The following is a 17,280-nucleotide window of genomic DNA, read 5'->3' on the forward strand; positions in this document are numbered from 1 at the left end:
GCTCAGTTCGGGTGGTCCCCGGTGAGGGCGGCCGCCTCCGCGTGGTCGCCGCGTTCGGTGATCTCGCCCGCCACCCAGGCGTCCACGCCCCGCCCGCCCAGCAGGGCCAGCGTCTCCTCGACCGACTCCGGCGGGACGACGGCGACCATGCCGACGCCCATGTTCAGCGTTCGCTCCAGCTCCGCCCGCTCGACCCTGCCGAGCTCGCCGACGGCGCGGAAGACCGCGCCCGGACTCCAGGTGGAGCGGTCCACGGTGGCGTGCAGCCCGTCGGGGACCACCCGGGCGAGGTTGTTCGCCAGTCCGCCGCCGGTGATGTGCGAGAAGGCGTGCACCTCGGTCGTCCGGGCCAGGGCGAGGCAGTCCAGCGAGTAGATCTTGGTGGGCTCCAGCAGCTCCTCGCCCAGCGTGCGGCCGAACTCCGCCACGTGCCGGTCCAGGGACCAGCCCGCCCGCTCCAGGAAGACGTGCCGCACCAGCGAGTAGCCGTTGGAGTGCAGTCCGGAGGAGCCCATCGCCACGACCGCGTCACCCGCGCGGATCCGGTCCGCGCCCAGGATCGCGTCGGCCTCGACGACCCCGGTGCCCGCGCCCGCCACGTCGTACTCGTCCGGACCCAGCAGCCCCGGGTGCTCGGCCGTCTCGCCGCCGACCAGCGCGCAGCCGGCCAGCACACACCCCTCGGCGATGCCCTTGACGATCGCCGAGACCCGCTCGGGAACGACCTTGCCCACACAGATGTAGTCGGTCATGAACAGCGGCTCGGCTCCGCAGACCACCAGGTCGTCCACGACCATCGCCACCAGGTCGTGGCCGATCGTGTCGTGGACGTCCATCTTCTGGGCGACGGCGACCTTGGTGCCCACGCCGTCGGTGGCCGAGGCCAGCAGCGGACGCTCGTAACGCTTGAGCGCGGAGGCGTCGAAGAGGCCGGCGAAGCCGCCCAGGGCGCCGATGCTCTCGGGGCGCCTGGCCTTCTTCACCCACTCCTTCATCAGCGTGACGGCGCGGTCGCCCGCCTCGATGTCCACTCCGGCCGCTGCGTAGCTGGCACCCGGGCCGGACGGGACGGGGTTGGTGGAGGTCATGGGTCTTCCTCTGGGACGGACGGCGGCTCACTGACTCACGTGGCCGGTCGGCTTGTCACGGGCCGCCGGCGCGTCGGTGGGCCGGCGGGGCGGTTCGCCGCGTCGCGCGGCGGTCCACGGCGGCGGGCGCGTGGCCGGCCCGCGTTCGTGGGGCGGCCGCGCGGGGCGGTGGGCGGCCCTCAGGGCCTGCCCAGGGCGTCGGCCGCGCCGGCACCGCCGATCAGGGTCCGCACGCCGTCGGGATCGGCGCTGGGGGCCTCGGTGATCTCGGTCTCCAACAGGTGCTTGCCCAGCAGCTCCGGGTCGGGCAGCTCCATCGGGTACTCCCCGTCGAAGCAGGCCCGGCACAGGTTCGGCTTGGCGATGGTGGTGGCCTCGACCATCCCCTCCAGGGAGATGTACGCCAGGGAGTCCGCGCCCAGCGAGGTGCCGATCTCCTCCACCGACAGCCCGTTGGCGATCAGCTCGGCGCGGGTGGCGAAGTCGATGCCGAAGAAGCACGGCCACTTGATGGGCGGGGAGCTGATCCGCACGTGGACCTCGGCCGCGCCCGCCTCGCGCAGCATCCGCACCAGGGCGCGCTGGGTGTTGCCCCGGACGATCGAGTCGTCCACGACCACCAGGCGCTTGCCGCGGATGACCTCCTTGAGCGGGTTGAGCTTGAGACGGATGCCGAGCTGGCGGATGGTCTGCGAGGGCTGGATGAACGTCCGGCCCACGTAGGAGTTCTTCACCAGTCCGCTGCCGTACGGGATGCCGCTGGCCTCGGCGTAGCCGACGGCGGCGGGGGTGCCGGACTCCGGGGTCGCTATGACCAGGTCCGCGTCCGCCGGGGACTCGGCGGCCAGCCGGCGGCCCATCTCCACGCGGGAGAGGTAGACGTTGCGGCCCGCGATGTCGGTGTCGGGGCGCGCGAGGTAGACGTACTCGAAGACGCACCCCTTCGGCTTCGCTTCCGCGAACCGCTGGGACCGGAGCCCGTCCTCGTCGACGGCGATCATCTCGCCGGGCTCGATCTCCCGGATGAAGGAGGCGCCGACGATGTCGAGGGCCGCGGTCTCGGAGGCCACCACCCAACCGCGCTCCAGCCGGCCCAGCACCAACGGGCGGATGCCCTGCGGATCGCGGGCGGCGTAGAGGGTGTGCTCGTCCATGAAGACCAGGCTGAACGCGCCCTTGGCCTTCGGCAGGATCTCGGCGGCCGCCCGCTCCACGGACAGCGGCCTGCCCTCGTCGTCCACCTGGCCCGCCAACAGGGCGGTGACCAGGTCGGTGTCGTTGGTGGCGGCCACCTGGGTGGCCCGGCCGCCCGTGCTGGGCAGGGCCGCGACCATCTCGGCCAGTTCCGCGGTGTTGACCAGGTTGCCGTTGTGGCCCAGCGCGATCGAACCCCGGGCGGTGGCCCGGAAGGTGGGTTGGGCGTTCTCCCACACCGAGGCGCCGGTCGTCGAGTAGCGCGCGTGACCGACCGCGATGTGGCCCCTGAGGGATCCCAGCGAGGTTTCGTCGAAGACCTGGGAGACCAGGCCCATGTCCTTGAAGACGAGGATCTGCGAGCCGTTGCTCACCGCGATGCCCGCGGACTCCTGTCCCCGGTGCTGCAACGCGTACAGCCCGAAATAGGTGAGCTTGGCGACCTCTTCGCCCGGAGCCCAGACACCGAAGACGCCGCAGGCGTCCTGGGGGCCCTTCTCACCGGGGAGCAGGTCGTGGTTGAGTCGTCCGTCACCACGTGGCACGCCTTCGAGTCTAGGACAGGTCCCTCGGTGTTCAGAACCCGGGACCGTGCCGGCCCGCCGCCGCTCCGCCGGCCCCACCTGCGACGACCCGCGTCGACCTGCGGCGTTCAGCCCAGTACGGGGAGGTGCTCGCGCAGATCCGCGCGTTCGCCGCTCGCTGTGAGATGTGCCGCATCCAACTCGTCGGTCCACGCGGTGCGTCCGGTGGCCAGCCGGATCCAGGTGAGCGGATCGGTCTCCACCACGCCGGGCGGGGTGCCGCGGGTGTGCCGGGGACCCGCCACGCACTGGACGACCGCGAAGGGCGGAATCCGTACCTCCACCGCGCCGCCGGGCGCCTTGGCCGCCAGGGCGTCGGCCAACAACCGCACGGTGGCCGCCAGCGCCTGGCGGGCCGGCGGGACGCGCGCGCCGGTGGCGCGGACGAGGTCGTCGCTGTGCACCACCAGCTCCACCAGGCGGGTCACGGTGAAGTCCAGGGCCCGCATGGCACCGAAGCCGTGCGGCAGCAGCACGTCGGGCCGGACGGCCTCCTCCAGCACCGGCTCCAACTGCTCGATGGCGTCGTCGACGGCCCGGGCGGCGCTGTCGTACGCCTGGGCGTGCTTCCGGGTCGCCTCGTCCAGCTCGTGGGCGACGCCGGCGGTGGAGGTCGCCCAGGTGTTCAGGTCCACCTCCGGGGCGCCGGCGCGGGGCGGGGGTTCGGCCAGCAGCCGGGGCAGCGCCTCGATCTGACCGGCGATGTGGACGACGAGGTGGTGTACGTCCCAGCCGGGCAGCCCGGAGGGCCGGGCCGTCTGGTCGGGGGTGAGCCCGTGCACGGCGTTGCGTACGGACTCCACCTGACCGATGAGCCCGGCCCGCACCAGGGCCGGGTCGTACGTCCTGGGCTTGCGCTTCACCGGAGGCATGGCGTCAGAGTAGAACGCCGTACCACCGGAGCAGACGGTTACCCACCGGTCGGGTGGTCGTGGGGATCAGTCCGCCCGCGCGTAGTCGTCCCGTGTGGGCAGGGCGATGTCCGTGCAGCCGCGCCGCTCGGCGACGTCCTCGACGTAGGCGCGGAAGACCGGACCCGGGTGGCGGCCCGCGGCGTGGACGTACGGGGGGCCGGCGGTGAGGACGTGGACGGCCGGTTCGCCGCCGCTCCCGATCCATCGCTCCGCTCCCCCGGTCCGGTGCGGCCCGGCACCCGTTCGGCGGCGAACCCACCGGCCTCGTACGACCCTCGTACGACGCCAGCGTGCCCCGGCGCCCGGGAGGGGCGCCGGGGCACGCTGGGACGCAGTGGGACGCAGCGGGACCGCGGCGGGAGGGCCGGACCTCAGCCGAACAGGGCCGGAAGGGCCGCCTCGTGGGCCTCGCGCAGCTCCGCCAGGGAGACGGAGAACTGCCCCTGGACGTCGATCGCGTCCCCGTCCACCACACCGACGCGGGTGGCGGGCAGGCCCCGGGCGCCGCACATGTCGGTGAAGCGCAGCTCCTCGCTGCGCGGCACCGAGACGATCGCGCGGCCGGCCGACTCGGAGAACAGGAACACGAACGGGTCCAGACCGTCGGGGACGATCAGCCGGGCGCCCCTGCCCCCCTTGAGGCAGGACTCGACCAGTGCCTGGACCAGTCCGCCGTCGCTCAGGTCGTGCGCCGCGTCGATCATGCCGTCGCGGGAGGCGGCGATCAGGATCTCGGCGAGCAGCCGCTCCCGCTCCAGGTCCACCGCCGGCGGCAGGCCGCCCAGGTGGTCGTGGATCACCTGGGACCAGGCCGAGCCGCCCAGTTCCTCGCGGGTGTCGCCGAGGAGGTAGACGAGCTGGCCCTCCTCGGAGAACGCCATGGGGGTGCGGCGGGCGACATCGTCGATCACGCCGAGCACGCCGACCACCGGGGTCGGGTGGATGGCCGTCTCGCCGGTCTGGTTGTAGAGCGAGACGTTGCCGCCGGTCACCGGGGTGCCCAGCGCCTGACAGGCGTCGGCGAGTCCGCGGCAGGCCTCGGCGAACTGCCACATCGCGCCCGGGTCCTCCGGCGAGCCGAAGTTCAGGCAGTCGGTGACGGCCAGCGGCCTGGCTCCGGTGGCGGCCACGTTGCGGTAGGACTCGGCCAGGGCGAGCTGGGCGCCGGTGTACGGGTCGAGCTTGGCGTAGCGGCCGTTGCCGTCGGTGGCGACGGCGACGCCCAGGCCCGTCTCCTCGTCGATGCGGATCATGCCGGAGTCCTCGGGCTGGGCCAGGACGGTGTTGCCCAGCACGTAGCGGTCGTACTGGTCGGTGATCCACTTCTTGGACGCCTGGTTCGGCGAGCCGACCAGTTTCAGGACCTGCTCGCGCAGCTCGTCCCCGCCGGACGGGCGGGGCAGCTTGTTCGCGTCGTCGGCCTGGAGGGCGTCCTGCCACGCGGGGCGGGCGTAGGGCCGGTGGTAGACCGGTCCCTCGTGGGCGACGGTGCGCGGGGGCACGTCCACGATCTGCTCGCCGTGCCAGTAGATCTCCAGCCGGTCGCCGTCGGTGACCTCGCCGATGACGGTGGCGATGACGTCCCACTTCTCGCAGATGGCGAGGAAACGGTCGACCTTGTCCGGCTCGACGATGGCGCACATGCGCTCCTGCGACTCGCTCATGAGGATCTCCTCGGGCGAGAGCGTGGAGTCGCGCAGCGGCACGGTGTCCAGCTCGACGCGCATGCCGCCGGAGCCGGCCGAGGCCAGCTCGGAGGTGGCGCAGGACAGGCCGGCGCCGCCGAGGTCCTGGATGCCGACGACCAGGTCCTCGGCGAAGACCTCCAGGGTGCACTCGATGAGGAGCTTCTCCTGGAAGGGGTCGCCGACCTGGACGGCCGGGCGCTTGGCCGGGCCCGTCTCGTCGAAGGTCTCGGAGGCGAGCACGGAGACGCCGCCGATGCCGTCGCCGCCGGTGCGGGCGCCGTAGAGGATGACCTTGTTGCCGGTGCCCGAGGCCTTGGCCAGATGGATGTCCTCGTGCCGCATCACACCCACGCACAGGGCGTTGACCAGCGGGTTGCCCTGGTAGCAGGGGTCGAAGACGACCTCGCCGCCGATGTTGGGCAGGCCCAGGCAGTTGCCGTAGCCGCCGATGCCGGCGACGACGCCGGGCAGCACGCGCCGGGTGTCGGGGTGGTCGGCGGCGCCGAAGCGCAGCGGGTCCATCACGGCGACCGGGCGGGCGCCCATGGCCAGGATGTCGCGGACGATGCCGCCGATGCCGGTGGCCGCGCCCTGGTAGGGCTCGATGTAGGAGGGGTGGTTGTGCGACTCCACCTTGAAGGTGACGGCGTAGCCCTGGCCGACGTCCACGACGCCGGCGTTCTCGCCGATGCCCACCAGCATGGCGTCGGAGGCGGGGGCCTTCTCGCCGAACTGCCTCAGGTGGACCTTGCTGGACTTGTAGGAGCAGTGCTCGGACCACATCACGGAGTACATGGCCAGCTCGGCGCCGGTCGGGCGGCGGCCGAGGATCTCCCGGATGCGGTCGTACTCGTCCCGCTTGAGGCCGAGTTCGGCCCAGGGCTGCTCGACGTCCGGGGTGTCGCTCGCGTGCTTGACGGTGTCGAGGGTCATGCCGCGCCCTTTCGATGGTCTTCTCCGCCCGCACGACGCAGAGGTGCGGGCGTCGGGGCCGTCTGCGGCCGAGTGGTCGTGCGTGCGTCGCTCATGCGGTGATCAGCTTCTTGAGGACCGAGGTGAAGAATCCCAGGCCGTCGGTGGTGGGCCCGGTCAGGGCCTCGACGGCGTGCTCGGGGTGCGGCATGAGGCCGACGACGTTGCCCGCCTCGTTGCAGACGCCGGCGATGTCGCGGCGGGAGCCGTTGGGGTTGACGTCCAGGTAGCGGAAGACGACCCGGCCGGTCGCCTCCAGCTCGTCCAGGGTGCGCTCGTCGGCGACGTAGCCGCCCTCGCCGTTCTTGAGCGGGACGGTGATCTCCTGTCCCTCGGCGTAGTCGGACGTCCAGGCGGTGCTCGCGTTCTCCACGCGCAGCCGCTGGTCGCGGCAGACGAAGTGCAGGTGGTCGTTGCGGGTGAGCGCGCCGGGCAGCAGGTGCGACTCGCACAGCACCTGGAAGCCGTTGCAGATGCCGAGCACCGGCAGGCCCGCGCGGGCCTGGTCGACGATCGTCTCCATCACCGGCGAGAAGCGGGCGATGGCGCCGCAGCGCAGGTAGTCGCCGTAGGAGAAGCCACCGGGCAGGACGACGGCGTCCACCTGCTTCAGGTCCTTGTCGCGGTGCCACAGGGCGACGGGTTCGCCGCCGGCGAGGCCGATCGCGCGCCGGGCGTCGACGTCGTCGAGGGAGCCGGGGAAGGTGACGACTCCGATTCGGGTCGTCATGCGCCGGTCACCTCTTCGACGCCCTCGGTCGCCTCGACGCGGACGGTGAAGTCCTCGATCACGGTGTTGGCGAGGAACGTCTCGGCGAGTTCGTGAACGCGGGCGAGGGCGGCGTCGTCGACGGGCCCCTCCACCTCGAGTTCGAAGCGCTTGCCCTGGCGGACGTCGGAGATGCCCTCGTAGCCCAGCCGGGGCAGCGCACGCTGAACCGCTTGGCCCTGGGGGTCGAGGATCTCCGGCTTGAGCATGACGTCGACTACGACGCGAGCCACAGGTACTCCCGGTGGGTGTTGGTGCTGGAGGCTGCCGCTTCAGCCTACCGGGCGGAAAATTCTACTCGCGTAGATAAGGGCGGGTTCGGTCACGGTCGGGTATCGGCACCCGAAAAAACCCGGGGAAGTGGTGCGGGAATCGCCGGGGAAAAAGTAAAGTCCGTTACGCGGCATGACACACGGGTGAGAATTCCGCATCTCACCGGCCAATGCCTGCCGCTGCACAAAGGAAAAAGGCATTGTTCCCGATCGTCGAGAACACCGGCACAACAGCATGTCGGGCAGCGGTTCCACCGCGTTCTCAACTGCGATCCTCCCGAAAGGACCGATATCCGTGGCACAGCGCGTGGTAGTCACACTCTCCGACGACATCGACGGCGGGGAAGCATCGGAAACGGTCACCTTCGGCCTCGACGGCAAGACGTACGAGATCGATCTCAACCGCGAGAACGCGAAGAAACTGCGCATGGGTCTCGCCCCCTACGTGCGGGCCGGCCGCAAGCGGGCACGCTCGGGCGGGACGTTCCGGCACACCTCCGTCGCGCCGGACCCCTCGGCGGTGCGGGCGTGGGCCAGGTCACACGGCTTCGAGGTGCCGCCGCGCGGACGCATCCCCAAGAAGGTCTACGAGGCCTTCGAGGAGGCCCGGTGAGCTCGCCGTCGGGCCCGCCGTCGGGCCCGCCGTCGGGCCCGACTTGCCGGCGCCCCCGGGTGATCGGCTAGAGTCTGAGTCACACCGCCGGGGGCGGCCGGAAACGGCCGAAGCCAAGGTGGTCGCGCGGGTGTAGCTCAGTAGTAGAGCGCCCTCTTTCCAAGAGGGAGGCGCAGTGTGCGATTCCTGTCACCCGCTCCACTCGCTCACCGATCCCTGGGGATCGGGTAGAGTGAGGGCGCGCCGCTCGGTGAGAGCCGAGAGGTGGCACGCGGACGTAGCTCAGTTGGTAGAGCGCAACCTTGCCAAGGTTGAGGTCGCGAGTTCGAGCCTCGTCGTCCGCTCGGAAAAGGCCCCGGTCCTTCTGGACCGGGGCCTTCGTCGTGCGTGCCCCGCCGCCCCGCGGTGGCGCACGACGCGGGCGGGCCTCTGACATTTGTCACACACGGTCGTGACAGGCCGCACTCCCCCGCCGCCCCGCCCTGTACGACCCTGGTGCCATGAACATCGGAGAACAGGTCATCGAGGTGAGCGGGCTGCGGCGGCGCTACGGCCCGGCCAAGGGGGAAGACGGCTTCGAGGCCGTGCGGGGCGTCTCGTTCTCCGTGGCACGCGGCGAGATCTTCGCGCTGTTGGGAACGAACGGGGCGGGCAAGACCTCCACCGTCGAACTGCTGGAGGGGCTGGCCACGCCCAGTGGCGGCCGGGTGCGCGTCTTCGGGCACGATCCGTACCGCGAGCGCGCCCGGGTGCGGCCGCGGATCGGCGTGATGCTCCAGGAGGGCGGCTTCCCCTCCGAGCTGACCGTCGCCGAGACCGCCCGGATGTGGGCCGGCTGCACCAGCGGGGCCCGGCCGTACGGGGAGGTGCTGGAGGCGGTGGGGCTGGCCCGACGCGCGGACGTGCGCGTCAAACAGCTCTCCGGGGGCGAACGGCGGCGGCTGGACCTGGCCATGGCACTGCTCGGTCGCCCCGAGGTCCTCTTCCTGGACGAGCCGACCACCGGGCTGGACGCCGAGGGCCGGCGGGAGACCTGGCGGTTGGTGCGCGAACTGCGCGAGGGCGGCACGACGGTGCTGCTGACCACGCACTACCTGGAGGAGGCCGAGGAACTGGCCGACCGGCTCGCGATCATGCGCGCGGGACGGATCGTCGTCTCCGGCACTCCGGCCGAGGTCACCGCCACCCGCCCGTCCCGCATCCGCTTCGTGCTGCCCGAGGGGGTGCCCGCGGCCCGGCTCCCGCTGTCGGTGCCGGCCGCCGTCCACGGGCGACGGGTGGAGGTGCGCACCGATCGACTGCAGGAGGCGCTGACCGAGCTGCTGCTGTGGGCCCGCCGGGAGGACGTGGAGCTGGAGGAGCTGGACGCCCGCTCGGCGTCCCTGGAGGAGGCGTTCTTGGAGATCGCCCACGAGGGCGGCGCCGACGACCTCCCCGACACCGGGGACGGCGGGAGCGACACGGACGGCACGGCACGACTGACGGGGACGGGGACGGGAGCACGATGAGCACGACCCACACGGCGAGCGACACGACGCACGACACGGCGCCCGGCGGCGGTGCCACGGACGGCGCCGCGGCCGTCTGGCGGCGGGTGCGGGCACTGGCCCGGGCCGAGCTGACGTTGCTGGTGCGCAACCGCACCGCGCTGTTCACCGCCCTGCTGATGCCGTTCTTCATGGTCTTCCTCATGCGGTCCTCGGTCGGCGAGATGAACCTGGAGGACACCGGGCTGAGCGTGGCGGGCCTGGTGATGACCAGCGGCATCGCCATGGTGCTGATCTTCGTCGTCTACACGAACCTCATCCCCACCTACGTCGCCCGCCGAGAGGAACTGGTGCTCAAGCGGCTGCGGACCGGTGAGGTGCGCGACTGGGAGATCCTGGCCGGCACCGCGCTGCCCGTGGTCGTCCTGGCCGTGGCCCAGTGCGCCCTGCTGGTCGCGGCGGGCGCCGCGCTGCTGGACATGGCGCCGCCCGAGCGGCTCGACCTGCTGCTGGCCGGTGTGCTGGCGGGCGTCGTCCTGATGGTGCTGACGGCCGCCGTGACGGCCGTGGTCACCCGCACCGCCGAGAGCGCCCAGATCACCGCGCTGCCGCTGATGCTGGCCTCGTTCGTCGGCTCGGGGCTGTTCGTGCCCCTGGAGGTCATGCCGGACCGGTTGGCCGACGTGCTGCGGCTCCTGCCGATGACCCCGGTCGTCGACCTGGTGCGGTACGGCTGGTTCGGTGGCGGCGGGTACGACGACGTGCTGCGCGCGCTGCTGACCGCGGTGGTCTGGGTGGCGGCGTCGGTGTTCGCCGTACGACGGTGGTTCCGCTGGGAACCGCGTCGCTGAGGATCGGACGAGGGCGTCGGGGGGTCGAGGAGGGCGCCCCGCCACCACGGGGAGGAGGAGGCGTGGCCGTGGCCGTCGGGAGCGGAAGGCCGGGCTGGCTGGAGCGGATGCGGAGGTCCAGCGGCCCGGTCCGGTTCCACCAGTACACCCGGGGCACGCTCTACTGCTTCGCCGTCTCCGAGGCCGTCCTGCTGGGGTTCTGGTGCGTGGCCGGGAGCGGGGGCGACGACATCCGGCTCGTCCTCCCCCTGATCGCGTTGTTCGTCGCCGTCTGCGTCTGCCACCTGCTGCTGATCCGGGACGGTCTGCGGTACTACCTGGGCGCCGCCGAGCGGCCGACCGGACTGGCGGTGGCGTACGTCGTCCTCGTGGTGGGCGGGATCGCCGTCCTGCACACCGGGGTCGGCACCGGGCTGCTGAACCCGGGAGCGGTGGTCGCCTCCACCTGGTTGTTGATGTTCTTCCCCGGGCCCCTGCTCCTCGTGCTCCCCGTCCGGCGCTGCGTCGCCCTGGGGGCGGGGGTGCTCGCCTGCTCGACGCTGTCCGTGGTGGCGGCGGGGGTCCGCGGCGAACAGCTGGGGTACCACATGAGTGCCGCCGTCTTCGGCATGGCCGTCTTCGGGTTCTCCTACCGCTGCTCCGGCTGGACGATGCGGGTGGTCAACGAACTGGAGGAGGCCCGGGAGACGCAGGCCCGGCTGGCGGTGGCCGAGGAGCGGCTGCGGTTCGGCCGGGACATGCACGACGTCCTGGGCCGCAACCTGTCGGTGATCGCCCTCAAGAGCGAGTTGGCCGTACAGCTCGCCCAGCGCGGTTCGCCCTTGGCGGTGGAGCAGATGACGGAGGTCCAGCGGATCGCGCGGGAGTCCCAGCGGGAGATGCGGGAGGTGGTGCGCGGCTACCGGGAGACGGACCTGCACACCGAGCTGGTCGGCGCGCGCGGCGTGCTCCGCGCGGCCGGGATCGACTGCCGGATCGAGGACGACGGCAGCGACGAACTGACCGGGCCGCTGCACGCGGCCCTGGGCTGGGTGGTCCGCGAGGGGACCACCAACGTGCTGCGGCACGCCGACGCCCGGCTGTGCACGGTACGGCTGTGGGTGACCGGTCCGGGGGACGGCGGGGCCGGGGGCGCCGGCCCGGTCGCCGAACTGGTCATGGAGAACGACGGCGCCCCCCGCTCCGGAACCGCCGCGGGGGGCGGCTCCGGACTGGCCGGGCTCCGCGAGCGCCTGGCCGTGCTGGGCGGCACGTTGACCGGAGAGCGCGGCTCGGACGGTACCTTCCGCCTGGCGGCCCGGGTGCCCCTGCGGCCGGCGGACGACGGCGGGACCGGCAGGACCGGCAGGACCGGCAGGACCGGTGGAGACGCCGGCGGACACGAGGAAGGAACGACGGAGCGGTGACCGACCCCCACGGGAGCGCCCCGGGCGGCGGACGTCCCGTACGGGTGCTGTTGGCCGACGACGAACACCTGATCCGGGGCGCGCTGGCGGCGCTGCTGGCCCTGGAGGACGACCTCCTGGTGGTCGCCGAGGCCGCGTCCGGCCCGGAGGCGCTGGCGATGGCCGTGGCCCACCGGCCCGACGTCGCGGTGCTGGACCTCCAGATGCCCGGCAAGGACGGTGTGACGGTCGCCACGGAGCTGCGGACCACGCTCCCCGACTGCCGCGTCCTGATCGTCACCGGGCACGGCCGCCCGGGGCACCTGAAGCGGGCCCTGTCGGCGGGGGTGCGCGGTTTCGTCCCCAAGACCGTCTCGGCGCAGCGGCTGGCCGAGATCATCCGCACGGTGCACGGCGGGAACCGCTACGTGGATCCGGAGTTGGCGGCCGACGCGATCAGCGCCGGCGACTCGCCGCTGACCGCCCGCGAGGCCGAGCTGCTGGAGCTGGCGGCGGACGGGGCTCCGATCGCCGAGGTCGCGGAGCGGGCCGCGCTGGCCCCGGGAACGGTCCGCAACTACCTCTCGTCGGCCACCGCGAAGCTGGCCGCCGAGAACCGTCACGCGGCCGTGCGCATCGCACGCGAGCGAGGTTGGCTATAGTGGTCACCGCACCGAACGGAGCACATCCCTCGACGGGGTGGGCGACGTTCCGCGCGCGGACGTAGCTCAGTTGGTAGAGCGCAACCTTGCCAAGGTTGAGGTCGCGAGTTCGAGCCTCGTCGTCCGCTCGGAAAAGGCCCCGGTCCTCGTGGACCGGGGCCTTCGTCGTGCGTGCCCCGCCGCCCGGGGCTCCGGAGCGCCGGCCCGCCCCGGCGGGGAGGCGGGCCGGACGGGCCGTCAGCTCCAGCGGGTGCCGGTCAGCAGCTCGTACGCCTCGATGTAGCGGGCGCGGGTGCGCTCGACGACCTCGGCGGGCAGCTCCGGCGGCGGCTGCTCGCCGCCGCGGTCCCAGCCGGCGGCCGGCGAGGTCAGCCAGTCGCGGACGATCTGCTTGTCGAAGGAGGGCTGCGCACGGCCCGGCTCCCACCGGTCGGCGGGCCAGAAGCGGGAGGAGTCGGGGGTGAGGACCTCGTCGGCGAGCACCAGCCGCTCCGCGCCGTCCTCCTCCGTCTCCCACCCGAACTCGAACTTGGTGTCGGCCAGGATGATGCCGCGCTCCCGGGCGATGTCCCGGCCCCGGGAGTAGACGGCGAGGGTGAGCTGGCGCAGCCCGGCGGCGGTGTCGGCACCGACCCGGCGGGCGACCTCCTCGTAGGGGACGTTCTCGTCGTGCTCGCCGACCTCCGCCTTGGTGGCCGGGGTGAAGATCGGGGCGGGCAGCTCGGAGCCGTCCACCAGGCCCTCGGGCAGGGCGAGTCCGCACACCGTGCGGGACGCCTCGTACTCGGCCAGGCCCGAGCCGGTGAGGTAGCCGCGGGCCACGCACTCGACCGGGACCATGCGCAGGGAGCGGCAGACGACCGTGCGCCCCGCCCAGTCGGGCGGTGCGCCGGGCGGGAGGTCGGTGGAGAGCACGTGGTTCGGCACCAGGTCGGCGAGCTGGTCGAACCACCACAGGGAGAGCTGGGTCAGGACACGGCCCTTGTCGGGGATCTCGGTCGGCAGCACCCAGTCGTAGGCGGAGACGCGGTCGCTGGCGACCATCACCAGATCGCCCCCCTCGGTCCGGTACAGATCCCGCACCTTGCCCGTGTGCACGTGTACCAGGCCCGGTACCTGCACGGGTTCGGGCTTCTCCACAAAACCGGTCACGGCTCCTCCTGCGGCTTGGTCCGGGGCTTCCGATTCTCCCGTACGGTCGCGCTCCCCACAGGCCGGGGTCGGGCGGTCGGGTGGGGCGGACCCACGGAGGTGGCCGGGTCGGCGCCGAACGCCGGAACGGGACGTCGGGGTGGGCGTCGGAGGGGGTGCCGGAGCGGGTGCCAAAGCGGAAGGCCGGCCCGGGGCGCGGGGGCCCTCAGGAGTGCTTGCAGATGCGGTCCAGGAGGTTGGCCGTGGCCCGTTGGATGCGGGGATCGGTGTGGCCGGGCCGGTCCAGGGCCGGGGACCAGGCGAAGGTGCCGGAGGCGAAGACCAGGGCCCCGCTGGGCGCCCGGTACAGGGAGGTCTCCTGGTGACGGTGCCCCCCGGAGGCGTCCTCGTAGGGCGAGTGGGCGAGCAGCACCCGCTCGGTGTGCGGCGGCAGCGGGGCGCGCGGGAAGTAGCGGTCGGCCTCGCCGGCGACCATGCCGGGCAGTTCGTCGCCCTCGGCCGCCCCGGTGGACTCCCACAGCCAGTGGTGGGCGTTCCGCACGACCAGCGGGTACGGCCGGGGCACCTGCCCGGCGTACTGGACGCCCAGCACCTGCTGCTCGGGCTCGCCCTGGTCGCGCCAGCGCAGCGAGCGCCCGGGGCCGCGCCGCTTGCGGCAGTGCAGCAGTCGGTCGGGGGCGCCGGAGGGCGAGGGGCCCAGCTCCACCTGCCAGTACATGGTGTTGGCGGAGAGGAAGACCAGCGAGGTGCCGCTGTCGCGGGCCTTCTCCACCGCCCGGCGCATCGGCACCGACCAGTACTCGTCGTGCCCGGCGAAGACCAGCCCCCGGTAGCGGGAGGGGTCGACACGGCCCGCGTGCAGGTCACGGGTGTCGGCGTAGGCCAGGTCGTAGCCGTAGCGCTCGGCCCACCGGATGAAGTCGTAGGCGTGGCCCACGTGCAGGGGCAGCCCGGCGCCCGCGTAGGGGCGTTCGAAGGAGACGGTGACGGCCGCCTCCTCCTCGCCCAGCAGCCGGCCCCGCTCGTCCCAGGCGTGGTAGAGGCTGGCGCCGGTGCGGCCGTCCTCGGGAAAGAGGTTGTACGCCTGCCAGGTGACGTCCGGCAGGACCATCAGCAGGTCGCCGGGGCGTTCGTCGCGGACGGTGAAGGGGATGTGGGAGCGGTGGCCGTCGGCGGTGGTCAGTACGGCCACATGGGCGCCGGTGCTCCAGTAGTCCGGGATCTGGAGACGCCAGGAGAGCCACCAGTGGTGGCAGGAGACGGTGCGGTCGGCGGTGAGCGGCGCGGGCTGGACGATGCCGGAGAGCCGGGGACTGGTGGTGATCTTGGTCGCGCCCTCGCCGCCGTAGTGACCGATGCGGTAGACGTCCACGCCGAAGGGCTGGGGCGGGTTGACGGTGATCCGGAAGTCGATGGACCGGCCCGGACTGACGGCGCCCTCGGAGGTGAAGCCCTTGATCTGGCAGCTCACGTCGTCGACCCCACGGGGGCCGCCGCCGGTGCGGGACGGACTCCGGTCGCCGTCGAGGGTGCCGTGGTCGAGGTACCAGGGCACGACGTGTCCGGTGTCGTCGAAGTAGTGCTCGTCGCACCGCAGCCAGGGCAGGGGGCCCTGACCGAACGGATCGGTGACCGCGTGTGCGAGGGCTCCCGACTCCCAGCGCCGGCTCTGCTCCGTGCCCACTGCGTCTTCCCTCCCTGTTCGCGCTCCCCCCGGTCGTGACAGGCACCAGCACATCACATAACGCGAACGTCCGGTCACCCCTTGTCGCGAAACGCCCGGGTTCGGGAACGTGTTCGCCCGGGACCGGGGTGGTCAGACCAGCCGTATGGGCTTGTCGGACCGCACGCCCACGGCCGCCAACCAGTCGCGCAGGGGCCGGGCGTCGGCCTCCTCGGCGAGGGCGAGGACCGGGCGGGCCAGGTCCGCCCGGCGCTCGCCGGCCACGAACAGGGAAGGACCGTCCAGCCAGTCCAGTCCGGGGGAGGCGCCCGCGGTGTCCACGGCCGCGCAGCACACGGCGGCCGTGATGTGCTCGGCCAGCAGTTCGCGACCGCCGCGCGGCGGTTGCAGCGGGAACCCGCCGCCGGGCGGCAGGAACGCGCCGTCCCCGCCGGACAGGGGCGTGGGTGTCCCCGGGAGCGGACCGCCGCTCCCCCGGGCGGCGGCCTCTCGTTCGGCCTCCTCGCGGGCGAGCCGGGCCGCGAGCGCCTCGGTGCCGCCCGTCGCGCCCTCCAGCCGGTCGATCAGCTCGGCGAGCGTGGGGGTCTCGGTGGCGCGCAGCGCCGTGAAGAGGCGGGCGGCCTCGGTCCGCCAGATGCGGTCCACGACCTCCTCCGGGTACTGCGACCAGTCCACCGGGGCCCACTCGGGGCCCGGTTCGGCCGGGCCGCCGTGGAAGAGGCGGGCCGCCAACAGGGAGACCTGGCGGTCCACCTCGCCGGGCTCCTCCAGCAGGTCGCAGGCGGGACGCTCGCCGAGCCGGGTGGCGAAGCCCTCGGCCAGCCGGTCGCGCCGGGACAGCTCGGTGAGGGCGGAGACCACGCCCGCGTCCAGCCGGGCGGGCCAGCGCCCCGTGCGCCAGGCGGGGAGGGCGACCCGGGTCAGCAGCCGGTCCCAGCCGGCGTACGCCAGCCCCACCTGCTCCTGGGCCACCACCCGCAGCCCGTAGTCCACCGTCTGGGCGCGGGTCGCGGCGGCGGCCGCGACCATGCGCTCCATCTCGGCGGCGTGCGCGGCCCCGGCGCGCAGCAGCAACCTGGCCACCCAGCCGACGAAGTCGTAGGCCAGCCGCCGGGGGGCCGGGCCCCCGGCGGTGGCGGCGACCGCGGCGGCGGCGTCCAGTCCGCGCACGAAGCGCCGCGCGGCGGCGATGTCGGGGTGCGCGGAGGGCCCGGTGCCCGCGACGACCGGGGCGAGCAGTGCCCGCAGCTCGGCCACGCGCATCCACCACAGGAAGGGCGAGCCGATGACCAGTACCGGGGCGTCGCCGCCGGCCGTACCACCGCCGGGGCGGGCGGGGGCGCGGCGGGCTCCGCGGGGCCGCTCGGATCGCTCGGGCCGCTCGGACCGCTCGGGCCAGGGGAGCCGGAGGAGACCGGCGAGCCCCGCGAGCCGTCCCGTCCTCCCGCCACGGGCCCGCGCGGCGTGCGTCCGGTCCTCCAGCCAACTGTCGCAGTCGGGCGTCAGGGCCACGGCCGAGGGGGCGGGCACGTCCAGCCGGTCGGCGAGGTCGCGTATCAGCCGGTACAGATCGGGGGCGGCCGCCTCATCGATCTGCACCGTGGGACTGACCGCCGGACGGGCCCGGGCGATCACGGCCGCCACCCCACCCGCCACGGCGAGCACCACCAGGGCGACGAGGAGGAGCACCCAGCGCGGCGCGGCCCAGCCGTCACCGAGCCGGCCGGTGGCCTCGCCGGCGACCAGGACCGCCGCCGCGGCGGCGGGGAGCAGGGCGGCGCCCAGCGCGGTGCCGCGTACCCGGAGGACCGCCAGCGCGTGGTCACGCGCCGAACGTGCCCCCGTATCCGTCACTGCCACGGGTTCGCTCACCCCCTTGCCGGTCCCCCGCGTACGTCACTCCCTCACTGTGGCACCGCCGAACGACATCGCAATGTGCGGTGGGCCACTTGCCGGAGCCATCCG

Annotated in this window: 14 protein-coding genes and 3 tRNA genes; 8 read left to right on the top strand and 9 right to left on the bottom strand. The window is 73.3% G+C overall.

The genetic code is table 11. From position 1 onward, the window contains the following. Positions 1-2: 2 nt before the first annotated feature. The 6 genes from purM to purS all read right to left on the bottom strand — a co-directional run bounded on the left by purM (position 3) and on the right by purS (position 7,442). The gene (purM, locus tag F0L17_RS11905) at positions 3-1,088 is read right to left on the bottom strand and encodes a phosphoribosylformylglycinamidine cyclo-ligase (RefSeq protein ID WP_155071056.1); all 1,086 of its coding nucleotides are present in this window, start codon (positions 1,086-1,088) and stop codon (positions 3-5) included. Positions 1,089-1,267: 179 nt separating this feature from the next. Beyond that, complete coding sequence (gene purF, locus F0L17_RS11910; protein ID WP_162466091.1) at positions 1,268-2,827, bottom strand: amidophosphoribosyltransferase; 1,560 nt, start codon at positions 2,825-2,827, stop codon at positions 1,268-1,270. 107 nt (positions 2,828-2,934) lie between these two features. Then, positions 2,935-3,738 (bottom strand): maleylpyruvate isomerase family mycothiol-dependent enzyme, encoded by an 804-nt coding sequence (locus F0L17_RS11915; protein ID WP_155071057.1) that lies wholly within the window; start codon positions 3,736-3,738, stop codon positions 2,935-2,937. A gap of 413 nt (positions 3,739-4,151) precedes the next feature. Further along, on the bottom strand, positions 4,152-6,401 hold the full coding sequence (gene purL, locus F0L17_RS11920) for a phosphoribosylformylglycinamidine synthase subunit PurL (RefSeq protein ID WP_155071058.1): 2,250 nt from the start codon (positions 6,399-6,401) through the stop codon (positions 4,152-4,154). Between the two features lie 91 nt (positions 6,402-6,492). Then, complete coding sequence (gene purQ, locus F0L17_RS11925) at positions 6,493-7,170, bottom strand: phosphoribosylformylglycinamidine synthase subunit PurQ (protein ID WP_155071059.1); 678 nt, start codon at positions 7,168-7,170, stop codon at positions 6,493-6,495. Continuing rightward, positions 7,167-7,442, bottom strand: a complete 276-nt coding sequence (purS, locus tag F0L17_RS11930; RefSeq protein ID WP_162466092.1) for a phosphoribosylformylglycinamidine synthase subunit PurS — start codon at positions 7,440-7,442, stop codon at positions 7,167-7,169. The genes purQ and purS overlap by 4 nt, the downstream gene beginning before the upstream one ends. A 334-nt stretch (positions 7,443-7,776) precedes the next feature. Between purS and F0L17_RS11935 the strand changes: the two genes are divergently transcribed. The 8 genes from F0L17_RS11935 to F0L17_RS11970 all read left to right on the top strand — a co-directional run bounded on the left by F0L17_RS11935 (position 7,777) and on the right by F0L17_RS11970 (position 12,607). Next, a complete protein-coding gene (locus F0L17_RS11935) occupies positions 7,777-8,094 on the top strand; it encodes a histone-like nucleoid-structuring protein Lsr2 (protein WP_338018050.1) in 318 nt (105 codons plus the stop codon). Positions 8,095-8,220: 126 nt separating this feature from the next. Continuing rightward, positions 8,221-8,295 (top strand) — tRNA-Gly (locus F0L17_RS11940). 70 nt (positions 8,296-8,365) lie between these two features. Beyond that, a tRNA-Gly gene (locus F0L17_RS11945) sits at positions 8,366-8,438 on the top strand. Between the two features lie 156 nt (positions 8,439-8,594). Further along, positions 8,595-9,602, top strand: coding sequence for an ABC transporter ATP-binding protein (locus F0L17_RS11950; protein ID WP_155071061.1), 1,008 nt, complete (start codon positions 8,595-8,597; stop codon positions 9,600-9,602). Beyond that, positions 9,599-10,432, top strand: coding sequence for an ABC transporter permease (locus tag F0L17_RS11955; protein ID WP_155071062.1), 834 nt, complete (start codon positions 9,599-9,601; stop codon positions 10,430-10,432). The genes F0L17_RS11950 and F0L17_RS11955 overlap by 4 nt, the downstream gene beginning before the upstream one ends. 62 nt (positions 10,433-10,494) lie before the next feature. Then, complete coding sequence (locus tag F0L17_RS11960; protein ID WP_338018051.1) at positions 10,495-11,838, top strand: sensor histidine kinase; 1,344 nt, start codon at positions 10,495-10,497, stop codon at positions 11,836-11,838. Next, a complete protein-coding gene (locus tag F0L17_RS11965; RefSeq protein WP_162466093.1) occupies positions 11,835-12,479 on the top strand; it encodes a response regulator in 645 nt (214 codons plus the stop codon). The genes F0L17_RS11960 and F0L17_RS11965 overlap by 4 nt, the downstream gene beginning before the upstream one ends. Before the next feature lie 55 nt (positions 12,480-12,534). After that, positions 12,535-12,607, top strand: a tRNA-Gly gene (locus F0L17_RS11970). Positions 12,608-12,716: 109 nt separating this feature from the next. On the opposite strand, the gene F0L17_RS11975 is transcribed toward F0L17_RS11970, so the two are convergent. The 3 genes from F0L17_RS11975 to F0L17_RS11985 form a co-directional block, all read right to left on the bottom strand. Further along, positions 12,717-13,631 (bottom strand): phosphoribosylaminoimidazolesuccinocarboxamide synthase, encoded by a 915-nt coding sequence (locus F0L17_RS11975; protein ID WP_162466094.1) that lies wholly within the window; start codon positions 13,629-13,631, stop codon positions 12,717-12,719. Positions 13,632-13,836: 205 nt separating this feature from the next. Continuing rightward, entirely contained in the window at positions 13,837-15,315 is a 1,479-nt protein-coding gene (locus tag F0L17_RS11980) for a N,N-dimethylformamidase beta subunit family domain-containing protein (RefSeq protein WP_162466095.1), read from the bottom strand. A gap of 132 nt (positions 15,316-15,447) precedes the next feature. Beyond that, on the bottom strand, positions 15,448-17,175 hold the full coding sequence (locus F0L17_RS11985) for a hypothetical protein (protein WP_338018052.1): 1,728 nt from the start codon (positions 17,173-17,175) through the stop codon (positions 15,448-15,450). Between the last annotated feature and the right edge of the window lie 105 nt (positions 17,176-17,280).

It is taken from the genome of Streptomyces taklimakanensis, assembly GCF_009709575.1.
Classification (GTDB): domain Bacteria; phylum Actinomycetota; class Actinomycetes; order Streptomycetales; family Streptomycetaceae; genus Streptomyces; species Streptomyces taklimakanensis.

Excerpts from the sequence above, each read along its gene's own strand:
- purM (WP_155071056.1), bottom strand. The coding sequence starts at position 1,088 with ATGACCTCCACCAACCCCGTCCCGTCCGGCCCGGGTGCCAGCTACGCA.
- F0L17_RS11915 (WP_155071057.1), bottom strand. The coding sequence starts at position 3,738 with ATGCCTCCGGTGAAGCGCAAGCCCAGGACGTACGACCCGGCCCTGGTG.
- purL (WP_155071058.1), bottom strand. The coding sequence starts at position 6,401 with ATGACCCTCGACACCGTCAAGCACGCGAGCGACACCCCGGACGTCGAG.
- purQ (WP_155071059.1), bottom strand. The coding sequence starts at position 7,170 with ATGACGACCCGAATCGGAGTCGTCACCTTCCCCGGCTCCCTCGACGAC.
- F0L17_RS11950 (WP_155071061.1), top strand. The coding sequence starts at position 8,595 with ATGAACATCGGAGAACAGGTCATCGAGGTGAGCGGGCTGCGGCGGCGC.
- F0L17_RS11955 (WP_155071062.1), top strand. The coding sequence starts at position 9,599 with ATGAGCACGACCCACACGGCGAGCGACACGACGCACGACACGGCGCCC.